Consider the following 12071-nt stretch of genomic DNA (forward strand, 5'->3'; position numbering starts at 1 on the left):
AAACAAGCATGAAAAGATTCGTCCTTTTTCTGACTGTATCTGTCTCTCTTTCGAGTTATGCAGAAGAAAAAGCGCCAATCGAACCTCGGCAGCATGAGGGTTGGGAGTCGGCTTACATCGATAGTAATGGGATTCGGCTGCATTACTGGCGCACAGGCGGAGAAAACAAACCAGCGATGATCTTGGCGCACGGAGCGACCGACTATGGGCTAAACTGGGCTTCGCTGGCAGAGAATTTTCAGAACGACTATGACATTATTATGTATGACGCTCGCGGACACGGTTACTCCGATAAGCCAGAAGGACCTTACGACCTTGCAACCCATGTCGAAGACATAAAGGGGCTGGTTGAGGCGTTAGACCTTAAAAAACCGATCCTGATGGGACACTCTATGGGAGGATCTACTGTCGCCCTGACCGCCGCGACTTATCCCGATCTGCCCCGCGCTGTGATTATGGAAGATCCAGGCGATATGATTTTATATCTATCGCCTATTACCCAAGAAATGGTCGCATCGTGGAAGAAGATGATTGCAGAAGAAAAAGAGATGGATAAAGACAAATTGATAGAGATAGCCCGTACAAAGCGACATCCAGGTTGGCCGGATATCGAATACGAACGCTGGGCTGAATCCAAACTGCTGGTCATTCCAAATATACTTGATATTACGTTTGGAAAAGGCTTCGGAAATCCTAAAGAGACCTATCCCAAAATCGCCGCCCCCACGCTTATCTTGAAAGCCGACGCCGAAGAAGCCGAACGAAAAAAACATCTTGAACTTGCCGCTTTGTTGCATCATGGAAAGCTGATCCATGTAGACGGTGCGGGTCATTTAATTCGTCTTGATAAACCGGAAATAACAGTGCGATTGATTCGTGAATTTCTTGCTAACGTGAAATTGTAGAATAACTAATTATTTCTATTGCGTTGTTTTGAGTACATCGACAGTTTCGCCTAATCACCCCATCGACTTCCCGTTTCCTTTTTTAAAAGCGGAGAAGGCGGTTTTTTCGAAGAAATTGGAAACCGGCTGGCCTTGGAACCAGCTGGAATAGATTTCGTCGAAGCCGATGGGTTCGCCGCCGATATCGACGTATTCGATTTGCGTCCAGGGGAAGAAAACCGTCTGCGCCATCTCGCGCAATTCCTCCAAGGCGCCTGCGCCGGGAGGAACGCTTTCCAATCCCTTGACCGAGACGCAGTAGAGGATGAGGCCTTGCTCGTCTTTCACGGTAATCTTGCCGAGAAAACGTTTGCCGTTCAACAGATGCACTTCCACCATTTCGCCGATCATCGCTTGTTTCCAATTCTTCGTAATGAATTTCTTGCCGCCATCCACTTAGGCTCTACGTTAAAATAGGATAGCATAAACCATGACGATTGCGGAAAGGGAGCTTTCCCAATCGCAAAACGAAACGGATGGGACGGAATGGCGGCTGCTTTCCGCCAGCATAGCGAAAAAACAATGATTCGCATTCTTACTATCATCGGCACGCGGCCCGAAGCCATTAAAATGGCGCCGATCGCGCTGGAACTAGCGAAATATCCGGATCGCATTCTTTCCCGCCTTTGCGTAACGGCGCAGCATCGGGACATGTTGGACCAGGCGTTGAATCTGTTCGGCGTCGAGCCGGATTACGATCTCGACATCATGCAGCCGGGGCAAACGCCTACGCAAGCGGCGCATAGCATTTTTCAGCGCCTCGAACCGGTTTTGACGCAGGAGCGGCCCCATTGGGTCTTAGCGCAGGGCGACACAACGACGGCGATGGCGGCGGCTTTAGCGGCGTACTATCAACGCATTCCCGCCGCGCACGTTGAAGCGGGACTGCGGACGCGCGATCGCTGGGAGCCGTTTCCGGAAGAGATCAACCGCCGCCTCTGCGATGCGATTTCCGAACTTCATTTCGCGCCCACGGAAGGAGCGAAAAGGAATTTGCTGCGTGAAGGAATAGACGAAAGCGGAATCTACGTAACCGGCAATCCGGTGATTGACGCCCTCCTATTGACGCTGCATAAACCGCATAATTTGGAGTATGTTCTGCCGCAGATTCCCTGGGACAAAAAAATCATTCTTATGACGGCGCATCGGCGCGAAAGCTTCGGCGAACCGTTGCGGAATATCTGCCGGGCGGCGGCGGAAATCGTCCGCCTTCATCCAGAAGCGCATATTCTCTATCCCGTTCATCCCAATCCCAACGTGCAAGAGGCGGCGCGCGAATTCTTGCAAAGCCATCCCGGCGTTACGCTTACATCGCCGCTGGATTACCATACGCTGGTTCACGTTATGAACCGCTCCTATTTCGTTTTGACCGATTCGGGAGGTCTGCAGGAAGAAGCGCCCAGTCTGGGAAAGCCGGTGCTCGTGTTGCGCCAAAAGACGGAACGCCCGGAAGCGGTGGAGGCGGGAACTGCGAAACTGGCGGGCGCATGCCAGGAAACGATCGTCGCCGAGGCTTGCCGTCTGCTGGAAGACGAAGCGGAATACCAACGCATGGCGCGAGCGATCAATCCCTACGGAGACGGCAAAGCCAGCGAGCGGATCGTGAAAATTCTTCTGGAATCCACATCCGCTTAAAAATGCGAATTTTCATTGATCTATTGGGTTAACCAATCCAACGCCATCGACAGCATTGACGGACAGGCTCTCCCTCCTCTTATAGACGATATATATCATCATAGTAATCCATATTTTGCCATTTTTAGGAGGATCTCATGGAGGGAAATATAAAAGACGAACGGGCGTTAGCGATTCAAGAAAGAGTTTTTCTCGTCTGTTCCGCCATTTTCATCGCTTCGCTGGTGTCCTGCAACCTAATTTTTCAGAAGTTTTTCACTTGGACTCCATTTGGACTATATCGATTCGAGGTTTCCGTCGGCATTCTTCCCTATCCCATTACTTTTCTCGTAACGGATGTTGTTTCTGAGATTTACGGCAAGCGGCGCGCCGATCAAATCGTGGTGTCGGGTTTTATCGCCAGCCTTTTCGTGATGGGAATTATTCTCCTGGCGCAGGCGGTTCCGCAAACGGATTGGTCTCCTATATCAGACCAGGAATTTCGTAAAGTATTCGGCCTTTACGGCCCCGCTGTCTTTGCTTCCATGTGCGCTTATCTTGGCGCTCAATTTCTCGATATCCGTCTCTTTCATTTCTGGAAACGGCTGACGAAGGGAAAGCATCTATGGCTGCGCAATAACGGATCTACGATTGTTTCCCAATTTGTGGATACGAACACCGTCATGTTTCTTTTGTGCTTCTTTCGCGTCGTCGAGTGGGAGCGGTATTGGCCATTGACGATAAATGGATTCCTGTTTAAGGCGATCATTGCGCTTTTAGATACGCCTTTTTTCTATTCGGCGGATTGGTACTTGCGGAAGCTGATGCAGTTGCGGCCAGGGGAAGAGATCGAGGCGCAAAAAAGCCTTGCTTAACTGAAAATTTGCGCTTTTCCAATCGACTTTTATCGCTTTCCAACGTTAGACTTAGGTTAGAAGAGGCGAATTATTTTCCTCCTGATCCCCTATCCGAATGCGGACTCTGATTTTATACTTATTTCTAATACGATATTAACAATGCCTACGATAAAACGTTCCTTTCCCAATCGGGAAGGGAGAGAGACGAGAACGAACGGTTGCTCGTTGCGATCAATGCGCAAAGTTCAGAGATATTGGTGGGCTATGCTTCGCTTTGAGCCCACCCTACGCAAGTAATGCGATATTAACAAATACCTGCAATAGAAAAATCCTTTCCCGATCGGGATGGGAAAGAGACGAAAACGAATAGTTATTTGTTTCGGTCGATGCGTGAAGTTCACAAATGGTTATCTTTGGATGATTCGATGGGTCAAACAGCGCGCCCCATCCTACTACTACATTCCATGCAATACTAATTGTTTAGTGGGTAAGGAATTCGGCCATGGCGGCAATGCTCGAAGAATTGAATCAATTCTTGTTTTACAGTCTGCCGTTATTGTTGTTATTCGGCGTTTTTCTTATTGGGTATTATTTCGCATGGACCGATTTTCGTCCCAAAAAAGCCGGCCGAGACGAGATATATATATCGGCATCTGATTCTCCTTATTATGAACCTGACAAGAAAAAACGGGAGTTGACCGACGCCGAGCTTGGCCTGCACGATATGAACGATTATTGGGCTTTGCCGGCGCCGGAACAACGGCGTTTGAAAATGAAAGAAATGACGATCTCTTTTTCCGCCGATAATCCTGAATCGACGGCGGAAGTTATAAAAAGTTGGTTAAGAAGCCAATGATTTTCAATTGCTCATGAAATGCTATTTCCGTTCCCTCGCGTTATGGGAGAGGGAACGATTTCGGAACTCCTTTTTATTCGTTGTTTTCGGAAATGGAAGAAAAATTCTCTATTTAACATAATTCCAATCTATCCTACGGAAGAGAATCCTGCTGAACAATGTCCGATCCAATGAAAGAATATTGCGGCGTTTTTGGAATTGCTGCTCACCCCGAAGCTTCTCACTTGACATATCTCGGTTTGTACGCCTTGCAGCATCGCGGCCAGGAAAGTGCGGGAATTGTGACGGCGGAAGGCGAGCATCCCTCGGCGCATCATGGAATGGGGCGCGTGGCGGACGTGTTTCTGGAAGGCGACCTGGATAAGCTGCGCGGCGACCGGGCCATTGGCCACGTGCGTTATTCCACGACGGGATCCAGCGATCTTCGCAATGCGCAGCCGATCCTATGCGAATACCGCCGGGGATGGGTGGCGGTGGCTCATAACGGCAACCTTATCAATACGATGGAGTTGCGAAACGATTTGGAAGCGAAAGGCTCCATCTTCCGAACCAGCACGGACAGCGAAATCCTGATTCACCTACTCGCCCGGTCCGAACGCGCCGACTTCATCATGGCGCTGGAGGAATCGCTGCTGAAGTTAAGCGGGGCGTATTCCATGGTAATCATGAACGATCAGTATCTCATCGGTTTGCGCGATCCCTACGGCATTCGGCCTCTTTCGTTGGGCCGAGTAAAAGATTCTTACGTCTTCTGTTCGGAAACCACCGCCTTAGACATAATCGGCGGAGAATATATCCGCACCGTAGAACCCGGCGAAATGATCATCATCTCCAAGGACGGCATTACGAGCCGTTTCTTCGCGCAGCGACAGACGTATGCGCAGTGCATTTTCGAATTGGTCTATTTTTCCAGACCGGACAGCCTCATCTTCGGGCGGGAAGTGCATCCCGCAAGGGAAAACTTAGGGCGGATTTTGGCTAGGGAATGCCCCACGAAAGCGGATATAGTCATTCCCGTACCCGACTCCAGCGTCTGTTCCGCTATCGGGTACTCGCTAGAAAGCGGAATTCCTTATCAACAAGGCATAATCCGCAGCCATTATATCGGACGCACTTTTATCGAACCGAGCCAAAGCATCCGCGATTTCGGAGCGAAGATCAAATACAATCCCGTACCTTCGGTATTGAAGGGTAAAAAAGTCATCGTTGTAGACGATTCCATTGTTCGGGGCACAACGATCCGCAAGATCGTCAAAATGCTGCGCAAAGCGGGCGCCGAGGAAATCCATCTGCGCATCGCATCGCCGGTTTGGATCGAATCCTGCTTCTACGGCATCGATACGCCCGAACGCAACCGGCTGATCGGAGCGACGCATACGCTGGAGGAAATCAAGCGGCATTTGCGGGTGGATTCGATTTATTATCTATCCGTGGATGGATTGCTCAAAGCGGTGGGAGGGACGGAAAAAGAGTTCTGCACCGCCTGCTTCAGCGGCAAATATCCCATCCAATGGAATCGCAGCCCCAACGGCTATTCGACGAAGACTTTCGTGAAAGCGGAAGAGAAACTAGTGCACGTCGTATTCGAACTCGACGAGGAAATCGAAGAAGTTACGTCGGACAAGTAATTGGAATGAAGAATGAAGAATGAATAGTCTCTTTCCATGTGAATGAATGGTGGGACTCGCTTCGCTCGACCCACTTTACATGATCCTACGGATTTGTTTCCAGCAATTTTTCGATGCCCATTATCACATCTTCAACTTGAATTTCTTCCATACATGCGTGGTGGCCAAGAGGACAGTTGCGCTCCATGCAGGGTATACAATCCATTTCCCGTTGAACGATATAATGCCCATTGCCTAGGGGACCTGTTTGCATCGGGTCGCTGGGACCGAATAAAGCGATTACTGGAGTTCCAACCGCTGCGCCAACGTGCATGACGCCTGAATCGATCGATAATAGCGCGCGGCATTGCCGAACGAAGGCAAACAACTCGCGCAGATTGGTTTTTCCGACCAGGTTAATGCACTCGCCGCGGGTTTGGGAAACGATCGTTTGCGCCGTTGCCGCTTCTTTTTCCGTTCCGAATAGAATGGTTTTCGCTCCCCATTTGGCGCAGCAGAGGCGAATCGTCTCGGCGTAGCGTTGAGGAAGCCATAAATTGGCTGCGCCGGTAGACGAGCCGAAAGCGACTCCTATCAGCGGCGCGTCTTGAAGGCCAAGATTTTTTAGCGCTTGTTCCGATCGTTCTTGCTCTTCTGGAGCAACATAAATTTCGGGACGCAAATCCTTGGGAATCGTTTCCGTTAGCAAGTAGGCGTATCGTTGCGCTTGATGCCGGGCCGCCGCCGGAAGCGATAAAGTCCGCGTCAATAACGCTCTCCGCCAATGCCCGCGAAAACCGATCCGATTTATAATTCCTCCGGCCCAGAACAGCCATGCCGATGAGAAGGAATTGGGCATAAGATAGCCCGCATCGAAGCGCTCTTTTCGCAGCCGAGACGCTATTTGGGCGAAGCCGGCCCAGGAAGAGCGGTTTGCTTTTCGGTCGAAGGGGATGAAAGAGTACGAATCGGGCGAATTATGAAAGACGGGAAACAGATAGGGATATCCGAATAGGGTAATCTCGTCCGTCGGCCGCATCCGCCGATATTCGCGCAGGGCAGCGGCAGCCATCACGGCGTCGCCCAGCCAATTGGGGATTCGGACTACGATTCGGGCCATAAAATTCCATTGGATTTTATATCAAGGCAGGATGAAATGAATTTCATCGCTGGCCATACTATGGAAGCCGCCGCGAACCGCCCGGACTTGGACCACCAAATCATCGTTGGATTGCGTTAGGGTCCAACGAATGGGGATATCCGTTTTGCCGCTGGTCGAACTCCACATCATATAAGCCGAGGGATTGCTGGTGGAACGGATAGTAATTTCATAATCCGTTGCGCCGGTTACGGCGGAAAAGGTTAGGTAAACGCCGGGATCGTTGAGAGCCGCCAAGGCGCATTGTCCGTCTTCCGTACCAAGAAGAATGGTTTTTTCTATGCCGGATGAGAAATCGTAAACCGATGGATCGCCGACGGGGACGCAGGGAGGATAACCGCCCTGATAAACCAAATTGGGAACTCGCGCCGTAAGCCAGACGGGGGCGGGAAACGGTTCGTTGCGTTTTTTGTAAAGGTCTTGGAAGATCATAAGATCGTAAGCGTCGATGACGCCATCGGGTTTATAGTCGGCGCGGGGATTGAAATTGGCGTCGCTCTGTTTGGAACCGAATGCGAAGACGAAGATAGCCAGATCATGAATATTGGCCGCATCGTTGCGCGACAGATCGGGATTAAGGGGTACGGGCGTAGGCGTAGGCGTTTTGTAGGGAATGACGGTGAATTGGGAAGCGACGATGGCGCTCGACCGGTTTTGTTCGTCCCTTGCCTGGATATAAACCTTATAAACGCCTTCCATCGTAGTGAATTCGGGCTTCAAGTAGGAAGGCATAACGGAGGTTTCCGTGATGCCGAATTTTTCGATGGTAACGGGAATCTGGGTTTGAGGATATTCGATGAGTATATCGTAAACGAATGTTCCTCCTTCGGGATAAGCTGGAGGGTCCCATTGAATCGTGAAATCGTATTTCGCTTCCATATAACTGATGGTATCGCTGGGAACGAATTGAAGATTTTGCGGCGGACCGACGGGGCCGGGAGTAGGCGTCGGGCGCGTTTGCCAATCGAGGGGCGTGGGAGAGGGATGAAGATCGTTGCCGCCGCCGAGACGAAAAGTAATATGCGCCGATTCTTTGCCGCTGAGGGGATCGGTTGCCCACCAGGTAATATCGGCGTTTTGCAAATAGATATCGAAGATCACGCTGGATTTGATTATATAAGGCGATTTCACGCCGCTGGCGACGTCGATGTAAGGATAAGTGGGAAAATTCTGCGGTAATGCCGTGGAACTCATATAAAGGGTAAAGGAAATATCGCCCAAATTCGACGACCATTGAAATCCCGCGCTTTCGAGTTGGGACAAGGAAACGTTCTCGCCTTGCGCCGGGAAAATCGGAACGATATCCTGCGCAGACGTAGAGATGGCGGTCATCGCAAGAAAGAGAAGAAAAACCGTGGGAAATCGTTTGGTTTGCAAATTTCCTATCGTTGTCATCATATCCAATTCCCTCGCAGAACGAGATGTCAAAACATACCTAACCTTTCGTTTTATCTTATCAAGATAAAGCAATGCGATAAATGTTTCTCATCGGTATTGGCGATGAAAATCCCAAAATCTGTTATTGCGCCGGTTTCAAGGAATCGATCAAGGCGTCGAAAGCGGGCTTCCAATGGCCGATCGTCTTATCCGGCCCCGTCAGTTTGAATTGCCAGGGGCCATTGGGGCCAACGATTACCGCCGCCAGCATCCGGAATCCCGGCTTTATCGAATCGCCGCCCATCATTGACGCGCCAGAGTAAGTTCCGCCGACGTCGAGGGTCATGACGATCAATTCGCCGATCTTTTTATTATCAATCTTCGCCGTTTCGGAGGAAGGTTTGCCGTCCGGCTGCTGGAACTGTTCGATCCAGCGCTTGATGTTGGCGTCCGGCGAACCTCCGATGCCCTGAAAGATCGCCAATTCGCCCGCTTCCGCATCGCCTTCCGCGGCGGGAAGACGAAATTGCGCCGCCCGCATAGATGACGCGGGAGTTTCGGCCGTCCATTGGGGATCGATTTGAAACGAGAGCGAAGCTGCCGTGGCCGTAGTTCCATCGATAATCGGCAGGGAAGCGGGAGCGGACGCCGGGACGTTAGGCTCTTGGATGGGGGGATGATTCGCCGGAAGTTGCGAGGAGGCGATTTCCAAGGGAACGGGCGTATCGCTGACGGTTTTATCCACTAATTGCCCTTGATTGTCCGAGCAGGATAAAGCCGTGATGGCGAGGAGGATAAGCCAATGTTTATTCTTCAATTTTCTATTCCTTCCTATTCTAATCATCCGGGATTTATTCGTATTCGATTCCGTATTCACTCAAAGCAGAATTATAGCGCGGCTATATTGCGAATTCGTTAAGCCGCCGATTCGCGTCCTACATCCCAGCCTGGAAATAAGAGTACGGCGGGGTGGCATTTCAACGCGCGGGCTAAGGTTTTAGCTCGCTCAACATCAAGCGGCGTTCGATCGTTTTCAATAGCGGATATCGTAGACTGTGAAATGCCGGTTCGTTCCGATAGATCTGTTTGAGTAAGACTTTGCAATTCCCTAATAATACGTACTGATTCGCCGACTGTTATTTCAACAGTACGCTTTGCCGGACGGTATTCCTTTCGTTTATCGCTTTTCGTAATCATGGGCCGTAATACTCTCTACTTGAATTAGAATTTCCGAGTCGATGACTCGATAGATTATTCGATATTTGGCGCCAAGACGGGATGAACGGCAACCTTTCCATTCGCCTTTAAGCGCTTCGTCGTGAAAACCTTTTATGAGCCGAATGCCTTTAGCGCCCGTTAGCGATGCGATATCCTTCCATTTCTCATAACGTTTGAGAATTTCCAAAGGAAGGGATTTCGTCTGTTTATCGACCCGACGATGTTCGTAAATCCGCCACATTCTTCATAGCGTATATATTATTTTGGGGATGTCAATGCAAGAAAGGAGCAATAAAAAGTTGAATGATGAGAATAATCGATGGGTCGATCAATGGAACTTATCCTACGATTCTATGATAGGCGGATGACCGGATATTACTTCCGGACCAAAACCCTCCAGATGAAACTAAATAGCCGATTTTACGTCTTCTGATGCGGCATTGGAGGTTTCCCCCTGGCTAACGATTACTCCCTTTTGGCCGATAGGATAAGTTACATAACCGTCATCATGCATCTCAACTATGATTTCGATCTGTTTCATCCCGCACTCGCCGTACTTTCTTCTGATAGTAATGAAACTTTTTGGAAGTTACAGCCCGCCGTTAAAACGGCTGACTATTCTTCCTGGCGCCCGGCTTTTCGTTTCACCTTCTTATGAATCGCCTTGAGGAATAATATCGTCCATCGTTATTTTTAATACTTTGGCGATTTCCTTAAGTACTTCCGCCGCGCCGGTCCGCTTTCGGTTTTCGATCTGCGAGAGATAGGGAACGCTGATTCCCGCCGCTTTCGCCAATTGTTTCTGCGTCCATCCGCGATATTCGCGCCAAGTTTTTATGGGATTATCGCCTTTTAGGATCGAAAAAGCCACTTCGCCGGGGATGAGTTCTTCTTCTCCGCGCTCCAAAGCCGCTTTCGCCGCGTCGTAATCGCGGATATCTTGCAACATCTCGGCTTCTTCGGACAACTTCCTATATAAGTCGTAAGGAATGACGGCCCATTCGGGTTTGCCGTCTTTCTCAATCACCTGTATTTGCGGATTCATCGATAAGCTTCTCCTCGGAGCACTATTTTCAAAACTAAGACATTTAACTTATCATTATCGATTGTATAGATCACACGCCAATCGCCAACCCGAAAGCGAAGACCCGGCCGGTTTTGGAGTTTCTTTACATTAAGGCGGGGAGTATAGGGGTTATCGGCGATTATCTCAAGTTTTTGGCGTATCAACAAAGCTATATTACGGGGCATTCTCAGAAATGTTTTATAGGCCTCTTTAGTGAAGAAAATTTTGTACATTTATAAATATTAGCATAAAGCAAACACATTTTCAATATCGATTTTGCTTTTAGCATATCGAATTTCAAGTCTTATAAAAAGTAACAATCCCTTATGAATCCATAAAGTTAAGTATAAAAATTTGCCGTTGGAGCGCTATTCTCAACTGGGATGGCGGAATCGAGTACAATTAGTTTTCCTATATCCGATATGGAAGGAGAAACCCGATGCCGCGATTCATCGCCCTTTCCGGTCCCTCTTGCGTGGGGAAAAGCCCTCTGTTCAAGGCGCTGCGCCGCGTTTATCCCGACGCCGCTTCCAATTTAAAAAAAGTCATCCTCTATAACGACCGCCAGCCCCGTCCCGGCGAGCAGGACGGGGTGGATTATTATTTTCGGCCCCGCAGCGAGATCGAGTTTCTGCGGCGGCGGGAGGATTGCCTCGTGGTTCCCGTGCGCGGGGATTTGCAGGCGCTGGATTTGGAGAGCGTCAAACGGATTTTGCAAGAGGGACGCGATGCGCTTTACGAAGGCAATCCCTTCATTGTTTCCGCTTTGCGCGATTCCGCTTTTCTGGCGGAAATTCCCTCGATAGCCGTATTTCTCAGCCCCTTGTCGCGGGAGGAGATTCTTTATTTCCATCAGCCGGACAAGCGGGTGGACCTGGCGGTTTTAATCGCCGATATCATGCGGCGGAAACTCTTGCGCCGGACGCAGAACCAGAAGGGCATCCTTTCCGAACCCGATCTGAAGAACATCGAAATCCGATGCAATTCCGCTTTCGTCGAGATGCAGGAGGCATGGAAATTCGATTACGTCATTCCCAATCACGACGGCGAGGACAGCGAACATTGGAACGCTTTCTATTATCCCATCGGCGAAGCGCGGAGGGCGCTGGAAGCATTCGCGAGTTTGATCCGGGGAGAGGGATCGGCTTACGCGGAGCAATGGGAACAAGGGCTGCTGTAAGGGAATGATGAATGATGAATGATGAATGATGAATGAGGGCGGGGTGGCAAGGGCAAGGTTGTTTCTGCCCTTGAATAATGCAGAAAAGTAGGATGGGTCGCGTTTTTTGACCCATCGAAATATAAGGAGTGGAGCAAATGATGGGTCAAACGACATGATCCATCCTACGGTTAAAAAAATTTCATTTTTTATA

General features: G+C 49.8%; 14 protein-coding genes and 1 pseudogene. 6 read left to right on the forward strand and 9 right to left on the reverse strand.

The window, feature by feature from the left end; genetic code table 11:
* Positions 1-8 precede the first annotated feature (8 nt).
* Positions 9-905: an alpha/beta hydrolase gene (locus AB1656_06995; GenBank protein ID MEW6235117.1), complete on the forward strand. Its 897-nt coding sequence runs from the start codon at positions 9-11 to the stop codon at positions 903-905.
* Between the two features lie 54 nt (positions 906-959).
* Here the strand turns inward: AB1656_06995 and AB1656_07000 are convergent, their stop codons facing one another.
* Positions 960-1295, reverse strand: a complete 336-nt coding sequence (locus AB1656_07000) for a hypothetical protein (GenBank protein MEW6235118.1) — start codon at positions 1293-1295, stop codon at positions 960-962.
* Positions 1296-1466: 171 nt separating this feature from the next.
* Here AB1656_07000 and wecB point away from each other — a divergent pair, with 171 nt between their 5' ends.
* The 4 genes from wecB (at position 1467) to purF (ending at position 5899) form a co-directional block, all read left to right on the forward strand.
* Complete coding sequence (gene wecB, locus AB1656_07005) at positions 1467-2579, forward strand: UDP-N-acetylglucosamine 2-epimerase (non-hydrolyzing) (protein MEW6235119.1); 1113 nt, start codon at positions 1467-1469, stop codon at positions 2577-2579.
* Positions 2580-2716: 137 nt separating this feature from the next.
* On the forward strand, positions 2717-3433 hold the full coding sequence (locus AB1656_07010) for a queuosine precursor transporter (GenBank protein ID MEW6235120.1): 717 nt from the start codon (positions 2717-2719) through the stop codon (positions 3431-3433).
* A gap of 484 nt (positions 3434-3917) precedes the next feature.
* On the forward strand, positions 3918-4271 hold the full coding sequence (locus AB1656_07015; GenBank protein MEW6235121.1) for a hypothetical protein: 354 nt from the start codon (positions 3918-3920) through the stop codon (positions 4269-4271).
* Between the two features lie 158 nt (positions 4272-4429).
* Complete coding sequence (purF, locus tag AB1656_07020) at positions 4430-5899, forward strand: amidophosphoribosyltransferase (protein ID MEW6235122.1); 1470 nt, start codon at positions 4430-4432, stop codon at positions 5897-5899.
* Positions 5900-5984: 85 nt separating this feature from the next.
* Here purF and waaF read toward each other — a convergent pair whose 3' ends face one another.
* From waaF to AB1656_07060, 8 genes and pseudogenes are all read right to left on the reverse strand, one after another.
* Complete coding sequence (gene waaF, locus AB1656_07025) at positions 5985-6998, reverse strand: lipopolysaccharide heptosyltransferase II (protein MEW6235123.1); 1014 nt, start codon at positions 6996-6998, stop codon at positions 5985-5987.
* A gap of 21 nt (positions 6999-7019) precedes the next feature.
* Positions 7020-8435 (reverse strand): hypothetical protein, encoded by a 1416-nt coding sequence (locus tag AB1656_07030; protein ID MEW6235124.1) that lies wholly within the window; start codon positions 8433-8435, stop codon positions 7020-7022.
* 121 nt (positions 8436-8556) lie between these two features.
* The gene (locus AB1656_07035) at positions 8557-9231 is read right to left on the reverse strand and encodes a hypothetical protein (protein MEW6235125.1); all 675 of its coding nucleotides are present in this window, start codon (positions 9229-9231) and stop codon (positions 8557-8559) included.
* A gap of 98 nt (positions 9232-9329) precedes the next feature.
* Positions 9330-9611, reverse strand: a complete 282-nt coding sequence (locus AB1656_07040; protein MEW6235126.1) for a helix-turn-helix transcriptional regulator — start codon at positions 9609-9611, stop codon at positions 9330-9332.
* Complete coding sequence (locus AB1656_07045; protein MEW6235127.1) at positions 9592-9873, reverse strand: type II toxin-antitoxin system mRNA interferase toxin, RelE/StbE family; 282 nt, start codon at positions 9871-9873, stop codon at positions 9592-9594. Before AB1656_07045 ends, AB1656_07040 begins: the two co-directional genes overlap by 20 nt.
* Positions 9874-10041: 168 nt before the next feature.
* Positions 10042-10173: pseudogene (locus tag AB1656_07050) on the reverse strand (type II toxin-antitoxin system HicB family antitoxin).
* A gap of 111 nt (positions 10174-10284) precedes the next feature.
* The gene (locus tag AB1656_07055; protein ID MEW6235128.1) at positions 10285-10677 is read right to left on the reverse strand and encodes a helix-turn-helix transcriptional regulator; all 393 of its coding nucleotides are present in this window, start codon (positions 10675-10677) and stop codon (positions 10285-10287) included.
* Positions 10674-10931 (reverse strand): type II toxin-antitoxin system RelE/ParE family toxin, encoded by a 258-nt coding sequence (locus AB1656_07060; protein MEW6235129.1) that lies wholly within the window; start codon positions 10929-10931, stop codon positions 10674-10676. Before AB1656_07060 ends, AB1656_07055 begins: the two co-directional genes overlap by 4 nt.
* A 206-nt stretch (positions 10932-11137) precedes the next feature.
* On the opposite strand from AB1656_07060, the gene AB1656_07065 reads away from it, so the two are divergent.
* Positions 11138-11878: a hypothetical protein gene (locus AB1656_07065; protein MEW6235130.1), complete on the forward strand. Its 741-nt coding sequence runs from the start codon at positions 11138-11140 to the stop codon at positions 11876-11878.
* Positions 11879-12071: the final 193 nt, after the last annotated feature.

This window comes from Candidatus Omnitrophota bacterium, assembly GCA_040755155.1.
GTDB lineage: Bacteria > Hinthialibacterota > Hinthialibacteria > Hinthialibacterales > Hinthialibacteraceae > JBFMBP01.